Source organism: Streptomyces sp. NPDC002513 (assembly GCF_053595355.1).
Genome location: NZ_JBSFXK010000007.1, coordinates 164635 through 184840, shown reverse-complemented (window position 1 = coordinate 184840; position 20206 = coordinate 164635). Strand labels below are relative to the sequence as shown.

At 67.2% G+C, this 20206-nt stretch carries 33 protein-coding genes and 2 pseudogenes; 34 read left to right on the top strand and 1 reads right to left on the bottom strand.

Annotation, left to right across the window (positions count from 1 at the left end; genetic code table 11):
- Window positions 1-503 precede the first annotated feature (503 nt).
- The 34 genes and pseudogenes from ACWD5Q_RS07915 to truA all read left to right on the top strand — a co-directional run.
- Window positions 504-764: pseudogene (locus tag ACWD5Q_RS07915) on the top strand (Scr1 family TA system antitoxin-like transcriptional regulator); the annotation flags it as partial.
- Window positions 761-970 (top strand): DUF397 domain-containing protein, encoded by a 210-nt coding sequence (locus ACWD5Q_RS07910; RefSeq protein ID WP_451426148.1) that lies wholly within the window; start codon window positions 761-763, stop codon window positions 968-970. The pseudogene ACWD5Q_RS07915 and the gene ACWD5Q_RS07910, both read left to right, overlap by 4 nt.
- Window positions 971-991: 21 nt before the next feature.
- Window positions 992-1192: pseudogene (locus ACWD5Q_RS07905) on the top strand (DUF397 domain-containing protein); the annotation flags it as partial.
- Between the two features lie 503 nt (window positions 1193-1695).
- Window positions 1696-2004, top strand: a complete 309-nt coding sequence (gene rpsJ, locus ACWD5Q_RS07900; RefSeq protein WP_003948644.1) for a 30S ribosomal protein S10 — start codon at window positions 1696-1698, stop codon at window positions 2002-2004.
- A 16-nt stretch (window positions 2005-2020) separates the two neighbouring features.
- Entirely contained in the window at window positions 2021-2665 is a 645-nt protein-coding gene (gene rplC / locus ACWD5Q_RS07895; protein WP_451426147.1) for a 50S ribosomal protein L3, read from the top strand.
- An 8-nt stretch (window positions 2666-2673) separates the two neighbouring features.
- Entirely contained in the window at window positions 2674-3342 is a 669-nt protein-coding gene (gene rplD / locus ACWD5Q_RS07890) for a 50S ribosomal protein L4 (protein ID WP_451426146.1), read from the top strand.
- A complete protein-coding gene (rplW, locus tag ACWD5Q_RS07885) occupies window positions 3342-3761 on the top strand; it encodes a 50S ribosomal protein L23 (RefSeq protein WP_451426145.1) in 420 nt (139 codons plus the stop codon). The genes rplD and rplW overlap by 1 nt, the downstream gene beginning before the upstream one ends.
- 40 nt (window positions 3762-3801) lie before the next feature.
- The gene (gene rplB / locus ACWD5Q_RS07880) at window positions 3802-4638 is read left to right on the top strand and encodes a 50S ribosomal protein L2 (protein ID WP_451426144.1); all 837 of its coding nucleotides are present in this window, start codon (window positions 3802-3804) and stop codon (window positions 4636-4638) included.
- 12 nt (window positions 4639-4650) lie between these two features.
- The gene (gene rpsS, locus ACWD5Q_RS07875; RefSeq protein WP_059127175.1) at window positions 4651-4932 is read left to right on the top strand and encodes a 30S ribosomal protein S19; all 282 of its coding nucleotides are present in this window, start codon (window positions 4651-4653) and stop codon (window positions 4930-4932) included.
- A 45-nt stretch (window positions 4933-4977) separates the two neighbouring features.
- Entirely contained in the window at window positions 4978-5325 is a 348-nt protein-coding gene (rplV, locus tag ACWD5Q_RS07870) for a 50S ribosomal protein L22 (protein ID WP_451426143.1), read from the top strand.
- Window positions 5325-6146, top strand: a complete 822-nt coding sequence (gene rpsC, locus ACWD5Q_RS07865) for a 30S ribosomal protein S3 (protein WP_451426142.1) — start codon at window positions 5325-5327, stop codon at window positions 6144-6146. Before rplV ends, rpsC begins: the two co-directional genes overlap by 1 nt.
- Window positions 6147-6151: 5 nt before the next feature.
- Entirely contained in the window at window positions 6152-6571 is a 420-nt protein-coding gene (rplP, locus tag ACWD5Q_RS07860; protein ID WP_451426141.1) for a 50S ribosomal protein L16, read from the top strand.
- Window positions 6571-6795 carry a 50S ribosomal protein L29 gene (gene rpmC, locus ACWD5Q_RS07855; RefSeq protein WP_018564811.1) on the top strand — a complete coding sequence of 75 codons (225 nt, stop codon included), beginning with the start codon at window positions 6571-6573 and terminating at the stop codon, window positions 6793-6795. Before rplP ends, rpmC begins: the two co-directional genes overlap by 1 nt.
- Window positions 6795-7076 carry a 30S ribosomal protein S17 gene (rpsQ, locus tag ACWD5Q_RS07850; protein WP_007494761.1) on the top strand — a complete coding sequence of 94 codons (282 nt, stop codon included), beginning with the start codon at window positions 6795-6797 and terminating at the stop codon, window positions 7074-7076. The genes rpmC and rpsQ overlap by 1 nt, the downstream gene beginning before the upstream one ends.
- Window positions 7077-7176: 100 nt before the next feature.
- Window positions 7177-7545, top strand: a complete 369-nt coding sequence (gene rplN, locus ACWD5Q_RS07845) for a 50S ribosomal protein L14 (protein ID WP_003998823.1) — start codon at window positions 7177-7179, stop codon at window positions 7543-7545.
- Between the two features lie 2 nt (window positions 7546-7547).
- Complete coding sequence (rplX, locus tag ACWD5Q_RS07840; RefSeq protein ID WP_451426140.1) at window positions 7548-7871, top strand: 50S ribosomal protein L24; 324 nt, start codon at window positions 7548-7550, stop codon at window positions 7869-7871.
- Entirely contained in the window at window positions 7871-8428 is a 558-nt protein-coding gene (gene rplE / locus ACWD5Q_RS07835) for a 50S ribosomal protein L5 (RefSeq protein ID WP_451426139.1), read from the top strand. Before rplX ends, rplE begins: the two co-directional genes overlap by 1 nt.
- A 5-nt stretch (window positions 8429-8433) precedes the next feature.
- Window positions 8434-8619: a type Z 30S ribosomal protein S14 gene (locus ACWD5Q_RS07830; protein ID WP_003956452.1), complete on the top strand. Its 186-nt coding sequence runs from the start codon at window positions 8434-8436 to the stop codon at window positions 8617-8619.
- Between the two features lie 209 nt (window positions 8620-8828).
- Entirely contained in the window at window positions 8829-9227 is a 399-nt protein-coding gene (rpsH, locus tag ACWD5Q_RS07825) for a 30S ribosomal protein S8 (RefSeq protein WP_451426138.1), read from the top strand.
- Window positions 9228-9251: 24 nt separating this feature from the next.
- A complete protein-coding gene (rplF, locus tag ACWD5Q_RS07820) occupies window positions 9252-9791 on the top strand; it encodes a 50S ribosomal protein L6 (RefSeq protein WP_451426137.1) in 540 nt (179 codons plus the stop codon).
- Between the two features lie 3 nt (window positions 9792-9794).
- Window positions 9795-10178, top strand: a complete 384-nt coding sequence (gene rplR, locus ACWD5Q_RS07815; protein WP_067045323.1) for a 50S ribosomal protein L18 — start codon at window positions 9795-9797, stop codon at window positions 10176-10178.
- Between the two features lie 37 nt (window positions 10179-10215).
- A complete protein-coding gene (gene rpsE, locus ACWD5Q_RS07810) occupies window positions 10216-10821 on the top strand; it encodes a 30S ribosomal protein S5 (RefSeq protein WP_365161927.1) in 606 nt (201 codons plus the stop codon).
- A 2-nt stretch (window positions 10822-10823) separates the two neighbouring features.
- Window positions 10824-11006 (top strand): 50S ribosomal protein L30, encoded by a 183-nt coding sequence (gene rpmD, locus ACWD5Q_RS07805; RefSeq protein ID WP_003998814.1) that lies wholly within the window; start codon window positions 10824-10826, stop codon window positions 11004-11006.
- A gap of 2 nt (window positions 11007-11008) precedes the next feature.
- The gene (gene rplO, locus ACWD5Q_RS07800) at window positions 11009-11464 is read left to right on the top strand and encodes a 50S ribosomal protein L15 (protein WP_030233862.1); all 456 of its coding nucleotides are present in this window, start codon (window positions 11009-11011) and stop codon (window positions 11462-11464) included.
- A gap of 243 nt (window positions 11465-11707) precedes the next feature.
- Window positions 11708-13024: a preprotein translocase subunit SecY gene (gene secY / locus ACWD5Q_RS07795; protein WP_451426136.1), complete on the top strand. Its 1317-nt coding sequence runs from the start codon at window positions 11708-11710 to the stop codon at window positions 13022-13024.
- A complete protein-coding gene (locus tag ACWD5Q_RS07790) occupies window positions 13024-13686 on the top strand; it encodes an adenylate kinase (RefSeq protein ID WP_451426135.1) in 663 nt (220 codons plus the stop codon). Before secY ends, ACWD5Q_RS07790 begins: the two co-directional genes overlap by 1 nt.
- A 235-nt stretch (window positions 13687-13921) precedes the next feature.
- The gene (map, locus tag ACWD5Q_RS07785; RefSeq protein WP_451426134.1) at window positions 13922-14758 is read left to right on the top strand and encodes a type I methionyl aminopeptidase; all 837 of its coding nucleotides are present in this window, start codon (window positions 13922-13924) and stop codon (window positions 14756-14758) included.
- Window positions 14759-14899: 141 nt separating this feature from the next.
- Window positions 14900-15121 (top strand): translation initiation factor IF-1, encoded by a 222-nt coding sequence (gene infA, locus ACWD5Q_RS07780; protein ID WP_003948620.1) that lies wholly within the window; start codon window positions 14900-14902, stop codon window positions 15119-15121.
- A gap of 82 nt (window positions 15122-15203) precedes the next feature.
- Window positions 15204-15317, top strand: a complete 114-nt coding sequence (rpmJ, locus tag ACWD5Q_RS07775) for a 50S ribosomal protein L36 (protein WP_451426133.1) — start codon at window positions 15204-15206, stop codon at window positions 15315-15317.
- Between the two features lie 189 nt (window positions 15318-15506).
- The gene (rpsM, locus tag ACWD5Q_RS07770; RefSeq protein WP_310764970.1) at window positions 15507-15887 is read left to right on the top strand and encodes a 30S ribosomal protein S13; all 381 of its coding nucleotides are present in this window, start codon (window positions 15507-15509) and stop codon (window positions 15885-15887) included.
- A 65-nt stretch (window positions 15888-15952) separates the two neighbouring features.
- Entirely contained in the window at window positions 15953-16357 is a 405-nt protein-coding gene (rpsK, locus tag ACWD5Q_RS07765; RefSeq protein ID WP_003956432.1) for a 30S ribosomal protein S11, read from the top strand.
- Window positions 16358-16521: 164 nt separating this feature from the next.
- Window positions 16522-17544: a DNA-directed RNA polymerase subunit alpha gene (locus ACWD5Q_RS07760; protein WP_451426132.1), complete on the top strand. Its 1023-nt coding sequence runs from the start codon at window positions 16522-16524 to the stop codon at window positions 17542-17544.
- Between the two features lie 180 nt (window positions 17545-17724).
- A complete protein-coding gene (gene rplQ, locus ACWD5Q_RS07755; protein ID WP_451426131.1) occupies window positions 17725-18240 on the top strand; it encodes a 50S ribosomal protein L17 in 516 nt (171 codons plus the stop codon).
- A 77-nt stretch (window positions 18241-18317) separates the two neighbouring features.
- Window positions 18318-19172, top strand: coding sequence for a tRNA pseudouridine(38-40) synthase TruA (gene truA / locus ACWD5Q_RS07750; protein WP_451426130.1), 855 nt, complete (start codon window positions 18318-18320; stop codon window positions 19170-19172).
- A 61-nt stretch (window positions 19173-19233) separates the two neighbouring features.
- On the opposite strand, the gene ACWD5Q_RS07745 is transcribed toward truA, so the two are convergent.
- A complete protein-coding gene (locus ACWD5Q_RS07745) occupies window positions 19234-20100 on the bottom strand; it encodes a hypothetical protein (RefSeq protein ID WP_451426129.1) in 867 nt (288 codons plus the stop codon).
- Between the last annotated feature and the right edge of the window lie 106 nt (window positions 20101-20206).

Sequence of the window (20206 nt, the reverse complement as noted above, 5' to 3'; positions counted from 1 at the left end):
CCACCCGCTGGCTGCCCCAGGCCGACCACCCCCACACCGCAACCACCCGAAAGCCGCAGATCATCGAGCTACAGCGCGGTTCACCACCACGCTCTAAGGGAGTCCGGGGCCGCGAAATCCAGCCGAGCCGGGGATGTTCACCCGCCCGAGTGATCGCGGGCCATGGGCGGAGGGGTGGGGCTTGGCGGGGTCATTTCTCCCCCGGGTTCTTTACGGGGGGATCGCCTTCGGGACCGGGGCCCACGGGGACGGGTTCCGGCTCTGAGCAGCTCGGGGATGCGGCGATTCCCTGATTCACATCACTCGGCGTGGCCGTCCTTGCCTACCGTGAGGGGTGACCCAGCGGATACGCACGGCGACTGTCCGGTGCTGTCCGGCCTGCCGGGACGGTTGGTACGGGCAGGGCGTCGGGGTACGGCGTGGACGAGGGAGGGGCGCATGTCGGTGGACGGCGAGGCGGTACGGCTCAAGAGCGAGGCGGACGAGCCGGGGTGGGAGGTCGGGTGGGCCGGCTGCACAACGTCGTTCTTCAGGTGATGCCGTTGAACTGCGAGACGCACTCCGGGATGGACGGCAAGATCGAACTGCTGAAGTTCGCAGACGGCTCGGCAGTGGGCCGCTCCGACGGCGCCTTCAACGGTCGGCCGACCTCCGAACCCAAACATCTGCGCATCCTTGAGCTGCGGTATGGCACCATCCGGGCTCAGGCGCTCTCGCCGCGGGAGTCGCTGGTCTTCATCGAGCAACTGCTGGGAGAAGCATGATCCGCAAGACCACTGTCCGGGACGCCTCCGAGCTGGCGTGGTTCAAGAGCAGCTACAGCAGCGGCAACGACGGCAACTCCTGCGTCGAGATCGCGATAGCCCCGCGTACCGTCCACGTCCGCGACTCCAAGAACCTGGACGGCCCTCAGCTCGCGCTCACGCCGGATGCCTGGACCGACTTCGTAAGGTACGCCTCCGGAAGCTGACTCCCGAAGGGCCAGGGAAACATGATCCGTAAAGCCTCCACCGGGGACGCCTCCGAGCTGGTGTGGTCCAAGAGCAGCTACAGCGGCGGCAACGACGGCAACTCCTGCGTCGAGGTCGCCGTAGCCCCCCGCACCGTCCACGTCCGCGACTCCAGGAACGTCGACGGTCCCCGGCTGGCGCTCGTGCCCGGTGTCTGGACAGCCTTCGTGAGGTACGCCTCCGTAAGCCGATCGGGAGCGCGATCTCCGCGCGAGCCGGTACGTCGGAAGAGTGATCAGGTCTCCGGGGCGTCCCGCCACCGCTCACCCCGCGTTTGACCCAGGTCACTCCCGGGGTACTCTCTACGGCCGATTGGCCAGGCCCCCGCCCTGTATGGCAGACTAGTGGGGTTGCTCGGTCGAGTGTTGATGCTGCGCGCCTCCCGCCGGGAGGACCGGAAGCGAGTCCCACAGTACTCGTCGTCCCAACTGCCTCACGGCAGCGCTGGGACGGACGTACGGGAATCTTCCGGGAAGTGTGAGTGCAACGCCGGCCAGGCGCCCGGTGGGCTGTTCGCCCTCGGTCCCACGGCTTCGGCAGGGCCGTGCGTTATCCCCGTCAGGGATGTCCGAACAAGGGTCATCCATGTCAGCGGGGGAGCGACACGCCCGACCGCGTGGGTCGGAGAAGAGGGCTGGAACACCGGGTTCCAGAGCGTAAGCAGAGACAGGACTACGAAGTAGCCATGGCGGGACAGAAGATCCGCATCCGGCTCAAGGCCTACGACCACGAGGTCATCGACTCCTCGGCGAAGAAGATCGTCGAGACGGTGACCCGTACTGGTGCGTCGGTCGCGGGCCCGGTGCCGCTGCCCACTGAGAAGAACGTGTACTGCGTCATCAAGTCGCCGCACAAGTACAAGGACTCGCGCGAGCACTTCGAGATGCGCACGCACAAGCGCCTGATCGACATTCTCGACCCGACCCCCAAGACCGTCGACTCTCTGATGCGACTCGACCTCCCGGCCGGTGTCGACATCGAGATCAAGCTCTGAGGCCGGTGATCTGAGAATGGCTAAGCAGATCAAGGGCATCCTGGGCGAGAAGCTCGGCATGACGCAGGTCTGGGACGAGAACAACCGCGTTGTTCCCGTGACCGTCGTCAAGGCCGGGCCGAATGTCGTCACCCAGGTTCGTACGAACGACGCCGACGGCTACGAGTCGGTCCAGATCGCCTTCGGCGAGATCGACCCGCGCAAGGTGAACAAGCCCCTCAAGGGCCACTTCGCCAAGGCGGACGTCACCCCGCGTCGTCACCTCGTCGAGCTCCGCACGTCGGATGCCTCCGAGTACACCCTCGGCCAGGAGATCACCGCTGAGGTGTTCGAGGCGGGTGTCAAGGTCGACGTCACCGGCAAGAGCAAGGGCAAGGGCTTCGCCGGTGTCATGAAGCGTCACAACTTCAAGGGCCTCGGCGCCGGCCACGGCGTTCAGCGCAAGCACCGCTCCCCCGGTTCGATCGGTGGCTGCGCCACCCCGGGCCGTGTGTTCAAGGGCGTCCGCATGGCGGGCCGCATGGGCAACGAGCGCGTCACCACCCAGAACCTGACCGTCCACGCCGTTGACGCGGAGAAGGGTCTGCTGCTCATCAAGGGCGCGGTTCCCGGTCCGAACGGCGGCCTCGTCCTGGTCCGCACCGCGGCCAAGGGGGCCTGAGGTAACCGATGAGCACTGTTGACATCCTTTCGCCTGCCGGCGAGAAGGCCGGTAGCGTCGAACTCCCCGCGGAGATCTTCGGCGTGGAGAAGGTCAGCATCCCGCTGATCCACCAGGTCGTCGTCGCGCAGAACGCGGCTGCCCGCCAGGGCACGCACAAGACCAAGACCCGTGCCGAGGTCCGTGGTGGCGGCAAGAAGCCGTACCGCCAGAAGGGCACCGGCCGCGCCCGCCAGGGTTCGACCCGCGCGCCGCAGTTCGCCGGTGGTGGCGTCGTGCACGGTCCCGTGCCGCGTGACTACTCGCAGCGGACCCCGAAGAAGATGAAGGCTGCCGCCCTGCGTCACGCCCTCACCGACCGGGCCCGCCACAACCGCATCCACGTCGTCACCGGCGTGATCGAGGGCGAGACCCCCTCCACCAAGGCCGCCAGGACGCTGTTCGGCAAGATCTCGGAGCGCAAGAACCTGCTCCTGGTCGTCGAGCGCGCCGACGAGGCCGCGTGGCTGTCCGCCCGCAACCTGCCCCAGGTCCACATCCTGGAGCCGGGCCAGCTGAACACGTACGACGTGATCGTCTCCGACGACGTGGTCTTCACCCAGGCCGCTCTCGAGTCCTTCGTGTCCGGCGCGCCTTCCGCTGCGCGGAACAACGACACCGAAGGGAGCGAGGCCTGATGGCTATCCGTCACCCTGCCATTGCCTCCAAGGCCGCCAAGGCCGCCAAGGCCGCGCGCGTCGCCAAGGCGAGGCGTCACGCCACCGAGGGCAAGAACACCGTCGTCACCCCGGCGAGCAAGGCGTACACGGACCCCCGTGACGTCCTGCTGAAGCCGGTCGTGTCGGAGAAGAGCTACGCGCTCCTGGACGAGAACAAGTACACGTTCATCGTCGACCCGAACGCCAACAAGACCCAGATCAAGCAGGCCGTCCAGGCGGTCTTCTCGGTCAAGGTCACCGGGGTCAACACGATCAACCGCCAGGGCAAGCGCAAGCGCACGAAGACCGGTTTCGGTCAGCGTGCCGCCACCAAGCGCGCGATCGTGACCCTCGCTGAGGGCGACCGTATCGACATCTTCGGCGGTCCGACCGCCTGACGGCGGTCCGGATCGTCCGATATCGGACGAGGACTGAGAAATGGGAATCCGCAAGTACAAGCCGACTACGCCGGGCCGTCGTGGCGCCAGCGTCGCCGACTTCGTCGAGGTCACGCGGTCCACGCCGGAGAAGTCGCTGGTCCGCCCGCTGCACAGCAAGGGCGGCCGTAACAACGCCGGTCGTGTGACCGTTCGCCACCAGGGTGGCGGACACAAGCGCGCCTACCGCGTGATCGACTTCCGTCGTCACGACAAGGACGGCGTGCCGGCGAAGGTCGCGCACATCGAGTACGACCCCAACCGCACCGCGCGCATCGCGCTGCTGCACTACGCCGACGGCGAGAAGCGCTACATCCTCGCCCCGCGCAACCTGTCGCAGGGCGACCGGGTCGAGAACGGCCCCGCGGCCGACATCAAGCCGGGCAACAACCTGGCGCTCCGCAACATCCCGGTCGGTACGACGGTCCACGCGATCGAGCTCCGTCCGGGCGGCGGCGCCAAGCTGGCCCGCTCCGCAGGTGCCTCCGTGCAGCTGCTGGCGCGTGAGGGTGCCATGGCGACGCTCCGTATGCCGTCCGGCGAGATCCGCATGGTGGACGCGCGCTGCCGTGCCACCGTCGGTGAGGTCGGCAACGCCGAGCAGTCCAACATCAACTGGGGCAAGGCCGGCCGCAAGCGCTGGCTGGGCGTCCGCCCGAGCGTGCGCGGTGTGGCCATGAACCCGGTCGACCACCCGCACGGTGGTGGTGAGGGCAAGACCTCCGGTGGTCGCCACCCGGTCTCCCCGTGGGGTCAGAAGGAAGGTCGTACGCGTTCGGAGAAGAAGGCTTCGAACAAGTACATCGTCCGCCGCCGCAAGACGAACAAGAAGCGCTAGGAGCGGGTTTAGATGCCGCGCAGTCTCAAGAAGGGGCCCTTCGTCGACGACCACCTGAGCAAGAAGGTGGACGCCCAGAACGAAGCCGGCACCAAGAACGTCATCAAGACCTGGTCCCGTCGCTCGATGATCATCCCGGCCATGCTCGGCCACACGATCGCGGTGCACAACGGCAAGACCCACATCCCGGTGTTCGTCACCGAGTCGATGGTCGGCCACAAGCTCGGCGAGTTCTCGCCGACGCGCACCTTCCGGGGTCACGTCAAGGACGACCGGAAGTCGAAGCGCCGCTAACAGCGGATCGCATTCAGACACGTAAGTAACTCTGAAGGGACAACCATGGAAGCCAGGGCCCAGGCGCGGTACATCCGCGTCACGCCCATGAAGGCCCGCCGTGTGGTGGACCTCATCCGTGGCATGGACGCCACGGAGGCCCAGGCTGTTCTGCGATTCGCTCCGCAGGCAGCCTCTACCCCGGTGGGCAAGGTGCTCGACAGCGCCATTGCCAACGCCGCGCACAACTACGACCACGCCGATGTCGACAGCCTCTTCGTTTCCGAGGCCTACGTCGACGAGGGCCCGACCCTGAAGCGGTTCCGTCCGCGTGCCCAGGGCCGTGCCTACCGGATCCGCAAGCGGACCAGCCACATCACCGTGGTCGTCAGCAGCAAGGAAGGAACCCGGTAATGGGCCAGAAGGTAAACCCGCATGGGTTCCGGCTCGGTGTCACGACCGACTTCAAGTCGCGTTGGTACGCCGACAAGCTGTACAAGGACTACGTCAAGGAAGACGTCGCCATCCGTCGGATGATGACGTCCGGCATGGAGCGCGCCGGCATCTCCAAGGTGGAGATCGAGCGCACCCGTGACCGCGTCCGCGTGGACATCCACACCGCGCGTCCGGGCATCGTCATCGGCCGCCGTGGCGCCGAGGCCGACCGCATCCGCGGCGACCTCGAGAAGCTCACGGGCAAGCAGGTCCAGCTGAACATCCTCGAGGTCAAGAACCCCGAGGTCGACGCTCAGCTGGTGGCCCAGGCCGTTGCCGAGCAGCTCTCCTCCCGCGTCTCCTTCCGCCGCGCCATGCGCAAGAGCATGCAGTCGGCGATGAAGGCGGGCGCCAAGGGCATCAAGATCCAGTGCGGTGGCCGCCTCGGCGGCGCCGAGATGTCCCGCTCGGAGTTCTACCGCGAGGGCCGCGTGCCCCTGCACACGCTCCGTGCGAACGTGGACTACGGCTTCTTCGAGGCCAAGACGACCTTCGGCCGCATCGGTGTGAAGGTCTGGATCTACAAGGGCGATGTCAAGAACATCGCCGAGGTCCGCGCCGAGAACGCTGCGGCCCGTGCGGGTAACCGCCCGGCCCGTGGTGGTGCCGACCGCCCGGCCCGTGGTGGCCGTGGTGGCGAGCGGCGCGGTCGCAAGCCGCAGCAGGCTGCCGGCGCCGAGGCCCCCAAGGCCGAGGCTCCCGCGGCGGCTCCGGCTGAGAGCACCGGAACGGAGGCCTGACCGACATGCTGATCCCCCGTAGGGTCAAGCACCGCAAGCAGCACCACCCGAATCGCGATGGAATGGCCAAGGGTGGAACGCAGGTTGCGTTCGGCGAGTACGGCATCCAGGCGCTGACCCCGGCGTACGTCACGAACCGCCAGATCGAAGCGGCTCGTATCGCCATGACTCGTCACATCAAGCGTGGCGGCAAGGTCTGGATCAACATCTACCCGGACCGCCCGCTGACCAAGAAGCCCGCCGAGACCCGCATGGGTTCCGGTAAGGGTTCGCCGGAGTGGTGGATCGCGAACGTCAAGCCCGGTCGGGTGATGTTCGAGCTGTCCTACCCGAACGAGAAGATCGCCCGTGAGGCGCTGACCCGTGCGGCCCACAAGCTGCCGATGAAGTGCCGGATCGTCAAGCGCGAGGCAGGTGAAGCGTGATGTCGGCCGGTACCAAGGCGTCCGAGCTGCGCGAGCTGGGCAACGAGGAGCTTCTGGGCAAGCTCCGCGAGGCCAAGGAAGAGCTGTTCAACCTCCGCTTCCAGGCGGCGACGGGCCAGCTCGAGAACCACGGCCGTCTGAAGGCGGTCCGCAAGGACATCGCGCGGATCTACACCCTGATGCGCGAGCGTGAGCTGGGCATCGAAACGGTGGAGAACGCCTGATGAGCGAGAAGAACGTGACTGAGCAGACCGAGCGCAACGCACGGAAGACCCGTGAGGGTCTCGTCGTCAGCGACAAGATGGACAAGACCGTCGTCGTCGCCGTCGAGGACCGCGTGAAGCACGCGCTGTACGGCAAGGTCATCCGCCGTACCAACAAGCTCAAGGCGCACGACGAGCAGAACGCTGCCGGCGTCGGCGACCGCGTCCTCCTGATGGAGACCCGGAAGCTGTCCGCCTCGAAGCACTGGCGCGTCGTCGAGATCCTCGAGAAGGCCAAGTAATTCCTGCGGGGCAAACCCCGCAGGTCAGTTCCGCCAGGCTCGGCAGGGGCGCTCGTACTGAGCCCCCTGCCGGGAACCGGCAGACACACAGGAGATAGACGTGATCCAGCAGGAGTCGCGACTGCGCGTCGCCGACAACACGGGGGCGAAGGAGATCCTTTGCATCCGTGTGCTCGGTGGCTCCGGTCGCCGCTACGCGGGCATCGGTGACGTCATCGTCGCCACCGTCAAGGACGCGATCCCCGGTGGCAACGTGAAGAAGGGTGACGTCGTCAAGGCGGTCATCGTTCGCACCGTCAAGGAGCGCCGCCGTCCGGACGGCTCGTACATCCGCTTCGACGAGAACGCCGCCGTCATTCTGAAGAACGACGGCGACCCTCGCGGCACCCGCATCTTCGGCCCGGTCGGCCGTGAGCTGCGCGAGAAGAAGTTCATGAAGATCATCTCGCTCGCGCCGGAGGTGCTGTAAGCATGAAGATCAAGAAGGGTGACCTGGTCCAGGTCATCACCGGCAAGGACAAGGGCAAGCAGGGCAAGGTCATTGCCGCTTACCCGCGCGAGGAGCGTGTCCTGGTCGAGGGTGTCAACCGGGTCAAGAAGCACACCAAGGCCGGACCGACCGCCACCGGCTCCCAGGCCGGCGGCATCGTGACCACCGAGGCCCCGATCCACGTGTCCAACGTTCAGCTGGTCGTGGAGAAGGACGGCAACAAGGTCGTCACGCGTGTCGGCTACCGCTTCGACGAGAACGGCAACAAGATCCGCGTTGCCAAGCGGACGGGTGAGGACATCTGATGGCTACCACCACCACTCCGCGTCTGAAGCAGAAGTACCGCGACGAGATCACCGGCAAGCTGCGTGACGAGTTCAAGTACGAGAACGTCATGCAGATCCCGGGCCTCGTCAAGATCGTGGTCAACATGGGTGTGGGCGACGCCGCCCGCGACTCCAAGCTGATCGAGGGCGCCATCCGCGACCTCACCACGATCACCGGTCAGAAGCCGGCCGTCACCAAGGCCCGCAAGTCCATCGCGCAGTTCAAGCTGCGCGAGGGTCAGCCGATCGGTGCCCACGTCACGCTCCGTGGCGACCGCATGTGGGAGTTCCTGGACCGCACCCTGTCGCTCGCGCTGCCGCGCATCCGCGACTTCCGCGGCCTGTCCCCCAAGCAGTTCGACGGCCGTGGCAACTACACCTTCGGTCTCACGGAGCAGGTCATGTTCCACGAGATCGACCAGGACAAGATCGACCGCGTCCGGGGTATGGACATCACCGTGGTCACCACGGCGACCAACGACGCTGAGGGCCGTGCGCTCCTTCGTCACCTCGGCTTCCCGTTCAAGGAGGCGTGAGCGAGATGGCGAAGAAGGCTCTGATTGCCAAGGCTGCTCGCAAGCCCAAGTTCGGTGTGCGCGCGTACACCCGCTGCCAGCGCTGCGGCCGTCCGCACTCCGTGTACCGCAAGTTCGGCCTGTGCCGCGTGTGCCTTCGTGAGATGGCTCACCGTGGCGAGCTGCCGGGCGTGACCAAGAGCTCCTGGTAACAGCCCAGTTGGGTTGATACCGGGCTCTCGGTAAGCATCTGGGTCGGCAGGCGACCCACCTCACATGCCTTAGGCTTGGGGGGTTGGGCGTCTGCCGCCCGTACGACTTACTACGCCGTAGGTCCACCGCGCCGCACCCGTCCCGTCTCGGATCGGGGAGAGGGATGGCGCACCAGGAAACCCCGGCGAGAGAGGCCGAAGGCCAATTCATGACCATGACTGATCCGATCGCAGACATGTTGACGCGTCTGCGGAACGCGAACTCGGCATACCACGACTCCGTGACGATGCCGGCATCGAAGATCAAGTCGCACATCGCAGAGATCCTCCAGCAGGAGGGCTTCATCACGGGCTGGCACGTCGAGGACGCCGAGGTCGGCAAGAACCTCGTCCTCGAGCTGAAGTTCGGTCCGAACCGTGAGCGCTCCATCGCGGGCATCAAGCGGATCTCCAAGCCCGGTCTCCGGGTCTACGCGAAGTCCACCAACCTGCCGAAGGTGCTCGGCGGCCTGGGCGTGGCGATCATCTCCACGTCCCACGGGCTCCTCACCGACAAGCAGGCCGGCAAGAAGGGCGTGGGTGGGGAAGTCCTCGCCTACGTCTGGTAACGGAAGGGAACGGAGGAAACAGCTATGTCGCGCATCGGCAAGCTCCCCATCGCGGTTCCCGCCGGCGTGGACGTCACCATCGACGGCGGCGCGGTGTCGGTCAAGGGCCCCAAGGGCGAACTGACCCACACCCTCGTCACGCCGATCGAGATCGTCAAGAACGAGGACGGCACCCTCCAGGTGACCCGCCCCAACGACGAGCGTCAGAACAAGGCCCTCCACGGCCTGTCCCGCACGCTGGTGGCGAACATGATCACCGGCGTGACCCAGGGTTACGTGAAGAAGCTCGAGATCAGCGGTGTCGGTTACCGCGTGACCGCCAAGGGTTCGAACCTGGAGTTCGCCCTCGGTTACAGCCACCCGATTCTGGTCGAGGCCCCCGAGGGCATCACCTTCAAGGTGGAGACCCCGACCCGTTTCCAGGTCGAGGGCATCGACAAGCAGAAGGTCGGCGAGGTCGCGGCCAACATCCGCAAGCTGCGCAAGCCCGACCCGTACAAGGCCAAGGGCGTCAAGTACGAGGGCGAAGTCATCCGCCGCAAGGTCGGAAAGGCGGGTAAGTAAGCCATGGCATACGGGCAGAAGATCCTCAAGGGCGACGCCTACAAGCGCGCCGCGATCAAGCGCCGTCACATCCGGATCCGCAAGAACCTTTCCGGTACGGCGGAGCGTCCCCGTCTGGTCGTGACCCGCTCCAACCGCCACATCGTGGCGCAGGTGATCGACGACCTCAAGGGCCACACCCTGGCGTCGGCGTCCACCCTGGACAGCTCGATCCGCGGTGGCGAGGGCGACAAGTCCGCGCAGGCCAAGCAGGTCGGCGCCCTGGTCGCCGAGCGTGCCAAGGCCGCCGGTGTCGAGGCCGTCGTGTTCGACCGTGGTGGCAACCAGTACGCCGGGCGCATCGCTGCCCTGGCGGACGCCGCCCGCGAGGCCGGGCTCAGGTTCTGAGCCGCCGTAGCTAGCGGAATAGAGAGAGGTAAATCCAATGGCTGGACCCCAGCGCCGCGGTGGCGGTGCCGGTGGCGGCGAGCGGCGGGACCGGAAGGGCCGTGACGGCGGCGCTGCTGCCGCCGAGAAGACCGCGTACGTTGAGCGCGTCGTCGCGATCAACCGCGTCGCCAAGGTTGTGAAGGGTGGTCGTCGCTTCAGCTTCACCGCGCTGGTCGTGGTGGGCGACGGTGACGGCACCGTGGGTGTCGGATACGGCAAGGCCAAGGAGGTGCCGGCCGCCATCGCCAAGGGCGTTGAGGAGGCCAAGAAGCACTTCTTCAAGGTCCCCCGGATCCAGGGCACCATCCCGCACCCGATCCAGGGTGAGAAGGCTGCCGGCGTCGTGCTCCTGAAGCCCGCGTCGCCCGGTACCGGTGTGATCGCCGGTGGTCCGGTGCGCGCCGTGCTCGAGTGCGCCGGTATCCACGACGTGCTGTCGAAGTCGCTCGGCTCCGACAACGCGATCAACATCGTGCACGCGACCGTGGCGGCCCTGAAGGGTCTGCAGCGTCCCGAGGAGATCGCGGCCCGCCGCGGTCTGCCGCTCGAGGACATCGCTCCCGCGGCTCTGCTGCGTGCGCGTGCCGGGGCGGGTGCGTAATCGTGGCGCAGCTCAAGATCACGCAGGTCAAGTCCTACATCGGCAGCAAGCAGAACCACCGTGACACGCTGCGGTCGCTTGGTCTCAAGGGGATCAACACCGTGGTCGTCAAGGAGGACCGCCCCGAGTTCCGCGGCATGGTGCACACCGTCCGCCACCTCGTGACGGTCGAGGAGGTCGACTGATCATGGCGGAGCAGAACCCGCTCAAGATCCACAACCTCCGTCCCGCCCCGGGCGCCAAGACCGCCAAGACCCGTGTCGGTCGTGGTGAGGCGTCGAAGGGTAAGACGGCCGGTCGTGGCACCAAGGGCACCAAGGCCCGCTACCAGGTTCCGGAGCGCTTCGAGGGTGGCCAGATGCCGCTGCACATGCGCCTCCCGAAGCTGAAGGGCTTCAAGAACCCGTTCAAGACCGAGTACCAGGTCGTGAACCTCGACAAGCTGGCCGCGCTCTACCCCGAGGGTGGCGAGGTCACCGTCGAGGGTCTGGTGGCCAAGGGCGCCGTTCGCAAGAACGCGCTCGTCAAGGTCCTCGGCCAGGGCGAGGTCTCCGTGGCGCTGCAGGTGACGGTCGACGCCGTCTCCGGCTCCGCCAAGGAGAAGATCACCGCCGCCGGCGGTACCGTCACCGAGCTCGTCTGAACCTTTCGGGCGTCTCGATGACCTGAACGGTCGCAACCGGGGATATCCCACATAGGGGGTATCCCCGGTTGGTCGTTCCAAGGGGGCAGTCTCGCCGGTAAGGTGGCTTGCACTGCCAACTTTCACGGGGTGCCGCGGTTCGGGCACTCAAGGCGGCATTCGACCGTTACCCAAGTCGTTGTCCAGTCGGAATCTCAAGACCGTCACCCTTGACGCAGTTGCGCGGGGGTCGCAGGAGGCACCGTGCTCACCGCGTTCGCCCGGGCGTTCAGGACGCCCGACCTGCGCAAGAAGCTGCTCTTCACGCTCGGGATCATCGTGGTGTACCGGGTCGGTACGCACATCCCGATCCCCGGCGTCGACTACAAGAGCGTCCAGACCTGTATCGACGTGGCCAACAAGGGCAACCAGAGCCTGTTCGGTCTGGTCAACATGTTCAGCGGCGGAGCGCTGCTGCAGATCACGGTCTTTGCGCTGGGCATCATGCCGTACATCACGGCGAGCATCATTCTCCAGCTGCTGACCGTGGTCATCCCGCGCCTGGAGGCCCTGAAGAAGGAGGGCCAGGCCGGGACGACGAAGATCACGCAGTACACCCGTTACCTGACGGTGGCGCTGGCGATCCTCCAGGGCACCGGTCTCGTGGCGACCGCCCGCAGCGGTGCGCTGTTCAACGGCTGCCCGGTGGCGACCTCGATCGTCCCGGACCAGTCGATCTTCACCACCATCACCATGGTCATCTGCATGACCGCCGGTACGGCCGTCGTCATGTGGCTCGGTGAGCTGATCACCGACCGCGGCATCGGCAACGGCATGTCGATCCTGATGTTCATCTCGATCGCGGCGACCTTCCCGTCCGCGCTGTGGGCCATCAAGAAGCAGGGCACCCTGGCCGGCGGCTGGATCGAGTTCAGCACGGTCATCCTCGTCGGCCTGGTCATGGTCGGTCTGGTGGTCTTCGTCGAGCAGGCGCAGCGCCGCATCCCGGTCCAGTACGCCAAGCGCATGATCGGGCGCCGCTCCTATGGCGGTACGTCCACGTACATCCCGCTGAAGGTGAACCAGGCGGGTGTGATCCCCGTCATCTTCGCGTCGTCGTTGCTGTACATTCCGGCGCTGGTCGCGCAGTTCGCCGGGGGTAACTCGGGGTGGAAGCAGTGGGTTCAGACGAACCTGACCAAGGGTGACCACCCGATGTACATCACTTTGTACTTCTTGCTCATCGTTTTCTTCGCGTTCTTCTACGTGGCGATCTCCTTCAACCCCGAGGAAGTCGCGGACAACATGAAGAAGTATGGTGGCTTCATCCCGGGCATCCGGGCTGGTCGGCCCACCGCTGAGTACCTCTCGTACGTGCTCAACCGGATCACCTGGCCGGGTTCGCTGTACCTGGGCCTGATCGCTCTCGTACCGACAATGGCGTTGGTTGGCTTCGGGGCGAGCCAGAACTTCCCCTTCGGCGGTACCAGCATCCTGATCATCGTGGGTGTCGGACTCGAGACGGTGAAGCAGATCGAGAGCCAGCTCCAGCAGCGCAATTACGAAGGGTTCCTCCGCTGATGCGAATCGTCCTCGTCGGGCCGCCCGGTGCCGGCAAGGGAACGCAGGCTGCGTTCCTCGCCACGAACCTGTCGATCCCGCACATCTCCACGGGCGACCTGTTCCGCGCCAACATCAGCCGCCAGACGGAGCTCGGGAAACTCGCGAAGTCCTTCATGGACGCGGGCAACCTGGTCCCGGACGAGGTCACGATCGCGATGGCGAAGGACCGCATGGAGCAGCCGGACGCGCGCGGCGGCTTTCTGCTCGACGGCTTCCCGCGCAACGTCTCGCAGGCCGAGGCGCTGGACGAGATGCTCAAGGCCGAGGGCATGAAGCTCGACGCGGTGCTCGACCTGGAGGTTCCCGAGGACGAGGTGGTCAAGCGCATCGCGGGCCGCCGCGTGTGCCGCAACGACTCCTCGCACGTCTTCCACGTCTCGTACAAGCCCCCGAAGCAGGAGGGCGTCTGCGACATCTGCGGCGGCGAGCTGTACCAGCGCGACGACGACTCCGAGGAGACCGTCCGCACGCGGCTGGAGGTCTACCACACGCAGACCGAGCCGATCATCGACTACTACAAGGCCCAGGGCCTGGTGGTCACGATCTCGGCGCTCGGGAAGGTGGAAGAGGTCACCCAGCGCGCGATGGAGGCGCTCCAGCAGAAGGACGGCGACAAGTAGTCGTCGCCGTTGCCACGGCCGCGGTTCCCCTGCCGGGGGCCGCGGCCGAGCTGTGGGCGGTGCCGGTGGCACCGGCTTCCCGGGGCTCGGCCCCCTGACCTCCGTCGGCGCGGGCGGCCCGTCCGCACCCGCCGGAGGGGCGGCTTTCCGTCCCTGCGCTCCGGACCGGTCTGAGGGCGTGGCCCCTTATGGTTGAAGGTGTTCCCAGTCCCGGTTCAGAAAGGCCGCAGCCCTCATGGTGCAGATCAAGACCCCCGAGCAGATCGCCAAGATGCGCGAGGCGGGGCTGGTCGTCGCCGCCGTGCACGCGGCCACGCGTGAGGCGGCGGTGCCGGGCGCCACGACGAAGGACCTCGACGAGGTGTCCCGCAAGGTCCTCGCCGAGCACGGGGCGAAGTCGAACTTCCTGGGCTACGGCGGCTTCCCCGCGACGATCTGCACCTCGGTGAACGAGGTGGTCGTCCATGGCATCCCCTCCGACGAGGTGGTCCTCAAGGACGGCGACATCATCGCCATCGACGCGGGCGCGATCGTGGACGGCTGGCATGCGGACGCGGCCTTCACCGCTTTCGTGGGGTCCGGTCACACCCCGGAGCTGATCGAGCTGTCGCGGGTGACCGAGGAGTCGATGTGGGCCGGGATCGCGGCGATGAAGCAGGGCAACCGGCTCGTCGACATCTCCCGGGCGGTCGAGACGTACATCCGCCGGCAGCCGAAGCCGGGCGGCGGGAAGTACGGGATCATCGAGGACTACGGCGGCCACGGCATCGGCACCGAGATGCACATGGACCCGCACCTGCTGAACTACGTCGACCGGCGCCGGGGCAAGGGCCCCAAGCTGGTGCCCGGCTTCTGCCTCGCCATCGAGCCGATGGTGTCGCTGGGCACGCCGAAGACGGAGGTCCTGCCGGACGAATGGACCGTGATCACCACGGACGGTACGTGGGCGTCCCACTGGGAGCACTCCGTCGCCCTGACCGAGCAGGGCCCTCTGGTGCTCACGGCTCCCGACGGCGGCAAGGCCAAGCTCGCGGAGTACGGCATCACCGCGGCTCCCGATCCGCTCGCATAATGATCTTCGCGGTGGGGCAGGCTCCCCGGATTCGTGTTTCCGGGTGCGCTGACGTAGACTGACTCGTCGGCTCTCTTGCACCCGCATGTCCGCATGCGCTCGTATGGAGTCGATCAAGGTAGTCGATTCGAAGGGCGAAGCGTGGCCAAGAAGCAAGGTGCCATCGAGATCGAGGGCACTGTCGTCGAGTCTCTGCCGAACGCCATGTTCAAGGTCGAGCTCCAGAACGGTCACCAGGTCCTGGCACACATCAGCGGCAAGATGCGTATGCACTACATCCGCATCCTCCCTGACGACCGGGTCGTGGTGGAGTTGTCTCCGTACGACCTGACGCGTGGCCGGATCGTCTACCGCTACAAGTAGATCCTGCCCGTACCCCGCGTTCGCGGGGTGCGCATCCCGCGAACGCGGGGTGGTGGCACTGACCCGGAGAACCTCACATCCCATGAAGGTCAAGCCGAGCGTCAAGAGGATCTGCGACAAGTGCAGGGTGATCCGCCGTCATGGGCGGGTCATGGTCATCTGCGAGAACCCGCGCCACAAGCAGCGCCAGGGCTGACGCACGACCGCACCCTCTGCATCGATTCGCAGAGACTCGCGCGACGCGAGCTGAATAGTTCATACGCAGGGCCCGAGCCGCATGGCTCGACACCCCCGGTTCGGAGGCTGGGGACCCAGTTCGTACCTCGTACGGCGAATGGGAGCCGGTCCTGTCGAAGACCTCCGAGTAGTCAACTGGAGCCATTGAATGGCACGCGTTTCCGGTGTCGACATCCCGCGCGAAAAGCGCGTGGAGATCGCCCTCACCTATGTGTTCGGCATCGGCCGGACCCTCTCGCAGGAGACGCTGGCTGCGACCGGCGTCGACCCGAACACCCGCGTTCGCGACCTCTCCGAGGAGCAGCTCGTCGCGATCCGCGAGTACGTCGACAACAACATCAAGACCGAGGGTGACCTCCGTCGCGAGATCCAGGCCGACATCCGCCGCAAGGTCGAGATCGGTACCTACCAGGGTCTGCGGCACCGCCGCGGTCTGCCCGTCCGCGGTCAGCGCACCAGCACCAACGCCCGCACCCGCAAGGGCCCGCGTCGCGCCATCGCCGGCAAGAAGAAGCCGGGCAAGAAGTAGTCCGCAGCGGACACCTGTCCACGGTCTTCGCTGTAGGACCGACCACCTCCCGTAGGAGTTAGTAGATGCCCCCCAAGGGACGTCAGGGCGCTGCCAAGAAGGTGCGCCGCAAGGAAAAGAAGAACGTCGCTCACGGCCACGCGCACATCAAGAGCACGTTCAACAACACCATCGTTTCGATCACCGACCCGTCCGGCAACGTGATCTCCTGGGCCTCCGCCGGCCACGTCGGCTTCAAGGGCTCCCGGAAGTCCACGCCGTTCGCCGCGCAGATGGCCGCCGAGTCGGCTGCCCGCCGCGCCCAGGAGCACGGCATGCGCAAGGTCGACGTGTTCGTCAAGGGCCCGGGCTCCGGTCGTGAGACCGCGATCCGCTCCCTGCAGGCCACGGGCCTCGAGGTCGGCTCCATCCAGGACGTCACCCCGACCCCGCACAACGGCTGCCGTCCGCCGAAGCGCCGCCGCGTCTGACGCACGGCTGCTTCGTCCGGCAGTCGCCGGGCAGTGGTTTCCGGGCGGTACGGCTCCTTCGGGTCGTGCCGCCCGTACCCTTGCAGTACCCGCACGTTTCACGGGTGCGGTGTCCGTCGGACGTCAAATAGCGGGCGTCCACGAATGAAGGATCTGATCCACACATGCTGATCGCTCAGCGTCCCTCGTTGACCGAAGAGGTCGTCGACGAGTTCCGCTCCCGGTTCGTGATCGAGCCGCTGGAGCCGGGCTTCGGCTACACCCTCGGCAACTCCCTGCGCCGTACGCTCCTCTCCTCGATCCCGGGTGCGGCGGTCACGTCCATCCGCATCGACGGCGTTCTGCACGAGTTCACCACCGTGCCGGGCGTCAAGGAGGACGTCACCGACCTGATCCTCAACATCAAGCAGCTGGTCGTCTCCTCCGAGCACGACGAGCCGGTCGTGATGTACCTGCGCAAGCAGGGCCCGGGTCTGGTCACCGCCGCCGACATCGCGCCCCCGGCCGGTGTCGAGGTGCACAACCCCGACCTCGTCCTCGCCACGCTCAACGGCAAGGGCAAGCTGGAGATGGAGCTGACCGTCGAGCGCGGTCGCGGTTACGTCTCCGCCGTGCAGAACAAGCAGGTGGGCCAGGAGATCGGCCGTATCCCGGTCGACTCGATCTACTCGCCGGTCCTCAAGGTCACCTACAAGGTCGAGGCGACCCGTGTCGAGCAGCGCACCGACTTCGACAAGCTGATCGTCGACGTCGAGACCAAGCAGGCCATGCGTCCGCGTGACGCCATGGCGTCGGCCGGCAAGACCCTGGTCGAGCTGTTCGGCCTCGCCCGCGAGCTGAACATCGACGCCGAGGGCATCGACATGGGCCCGTCCCCGACGGACGCCGCCCTGGCCGCCGACCTGGCACTGCCGATCGAGGAGCTGGAACTCACGGTCCGCTCCTACAACTGCCTCAAGCGCGAGGGCATCCACTCCGTGGGTGAGCTCGTCGCCCGCTCCGAGGCCGACCTCCTGGACATCCGCAACTTCGGTGCGAAGTCCATCGACGAGGTCAAGGCGAAGCTGTCCGGCATGGGCCTGGCCCTGAAGGACAGCCCGCCCGGATTCGACCCCACCGCCGCCGCCGACGCCTTCGGCGCCGACGACGACGTGGACGCCGGATTCGTCGAGACCGAGCAGTACTGAGCGCTCCGCGGGGAGGCCGTACTGCGTCTGCGGGGCCGGTTCCGGCCGGCCGCGCAGTTCCCCGCGCCCCTTCCGGAGGCGCCCCTCGGGGCTGCCTCCGGATCTCCGACGGGCAACCGCCCGCTCGGATACTGACCCTGGTACCTGACACGGCCGGGGCAGACACCTAGGAGAAACACGATGCCGAGGCCCACCAAGGGCGCCCGTATGGGCGGCAGCGCCGCGCACGAGAAGCTGCTGCTCGCGAACCTCGCGAAGGCGCTGTTCGAGCACGGCCGTATCACCACCACCGAGGCGAAGGCCCGCCGCCTGCGCCCGTACGCCGAGCGTCTGGTCACCAAGGCGAAGAAGGGCGACCTTCACAACCGCCGTCAGGTGCTCCAGGTGATCACGGACAAGAGCGTCGTCCACACGCTCTTCACCGAGATCGGCCCGCGCTACGAGAACCGTCCGGGTGGCTACACCCGCATCACCAAGATCGGTAACCGCCGTGGCGACAACGCGCCCATGGCCGTGATCGAGCTGGTCGAGGCGCTGACGGTGCAGCAGAAGGCGGTCGGCGAGGCCGAGGCGGCGACCAAGCGCGCCGTCAAGGAGGCCGAGGAGACCAAGGTCGAGGAGACCAAGGTCGAGGACGCGGCTCCGGCCGCCGACGAGGCCACCGAGGCTCCCGCCGAGGAGTCCAAGGACGCCTGAGGCTCTGCCCTCGCTCCTTGAGCGGGTCCGCCCTTCGCGGGGCGGGCCCGCTTTCGCGTACCTGAGAGGATCGAGAAGTGAGTGACGAAGTACAGCCCGGACACGTCCGCGTCCGTCTCGACCTCTCCTACGACGGCACCGACTTCCATGGCTGGGCCAAGCAGGCCGGCGGCAGGCGGACCGTGCAGGGAGAGATCGAGGACGCCCTGCGGACGGTCACCCGGTCCGGGGAGACGTACGAGCTGACCGTGGCCGGGCGGACCGACGCCGGGGTGCACGCGCGGGGACAGGTGGCCCATGTCGATCTGCCCCTGGGAGTCTGGGGCGAACACCGTGGGAAGCTGCTGAAGCGGCTCGCGGGGCGTCTGCCCAAGGACGTACGGGTGTGGGCCCTGCGGGAGGCCCCCAGCGGCTTCAACGCCCGTTTCTCGGCCGTCTGGCGGCGGTACGCGTACCGGGTCACCGACAATCCCGGCGGAGTCGATCCCCTGCTGCGCGACCATGTCCTGTGGCACGACTGGCCGCTCGACGTCGACGCCATGAACGAGGCGGCCCGGCTGCTCCTCGGGGAGCACGACTTCGCCGCCTACTGCAAGAGGCGTGAGGGCGCCACCACCATCCGCACCCTCCAGGAGCTGAGCCTGGTGCGCGGGGAGGACGGGATCGTCACCGCCACCGTCCGAGCCGACGCGTTCTGTCACAACATGGTGCGCTCGCTGATCGGGGCGCTGCTGTTCGTGGGGGACGGGCACCGCCCGCCCGACTGGCCCGGGAAGGTGCTGGCCGCCGGGGTGCGGGACTCGGCGGTGCACGTCGTACGGCCGCACGGGCTCACCCTGGAGGAGGTCGGCTACCCGGCCGACGAGCTGCTGGCCGCGCGGAACAAGGAGGCGCGGAACAAGCGGACGCTGCCGGGGGCGGGCTGCTGCTGAGCGCCCGGACGGTGTCCGGGCGCTCCGGGACGGCGGGGCACCCGGCGGCTCCCCCGTGGCGCTACCGGTTGGAGGCCGCGGACGCCTGCGCCTCGCCGCGGCGGCGGATCTGGCGGAAGGTGAACTCGGCCAGGTCGTCGCCGGCCGCGAAGACCGTGGCGTCCTTGGCCGTCACGTTCTTGCCGCTGGTGAAGCCGGCGAGCGTGAAATAGGCGTAGCGGCCGTAGGAATTGGTGGTGGAACGGCAGACCACCGTCCGGCAGAACGCCGGCACGCCCTTGCCGAACAGCGAGGTGATGATGCTCTTGCCGTCCGCTTCCTGCTTCGCCTTGGTCGCCTGGGACGCGGTGTCGAACAGGGCCACACCGACCGTCACCGCGACGCCGTCCTTGGTGTAGGTGGCGCGGAAGAGGGTGGTGCAGTCGTTCTTGGTGAGCACCGCGGGCAGGGTGCCCTGGACGGCCGAGGCGCAGGTGTTCGTGGCGGCCGAGGGGCCCCGCTTGTAGACGTTCGCGCCCACGGTCAGCTGAGTGCCGGGGAACAGCGTGTTCGCGCTGATCGGGGCCGTGTCCTTCGTGGCGCTGGAGATGAAGTCCATCGGGTTCAGCGGGGGCGGGGCCGAGGTCGGGGCGAAGGACGGGGCCGGGTCGGCGCTCTCACTGGGGATGTCCGCCGTGCTGGGCAGGGCGGTGGCCGGCTGGTCGGAGGCCGTGGTCTTGCCGTTCGCGTTCACGACCGCGACCGCGACGGCGGCGCCGATGCCGATCGTGGCCAGGGCCCCGCCGAGGATCAGCAGCAGCCGGCGGCGCTTGTTGCGCGCCTCGGAGGCCTCGGCGAGCGCGGCCCAGTCAGGGGTGGCGTTGCGGCTGCCCTGCTGGGAACTCGGTGTCCAGGGATCCCACGGGGGCTCCCCCTGCCCATAACTCATGCGGCGCATCTTAGACGCGCCATGGACCGCCTTGTTCCCCTTCGGCGGGCACCACGGCGACAACACAGCTCAAGCGAGACAAAGCTCCGGTCACCCGGATGACACG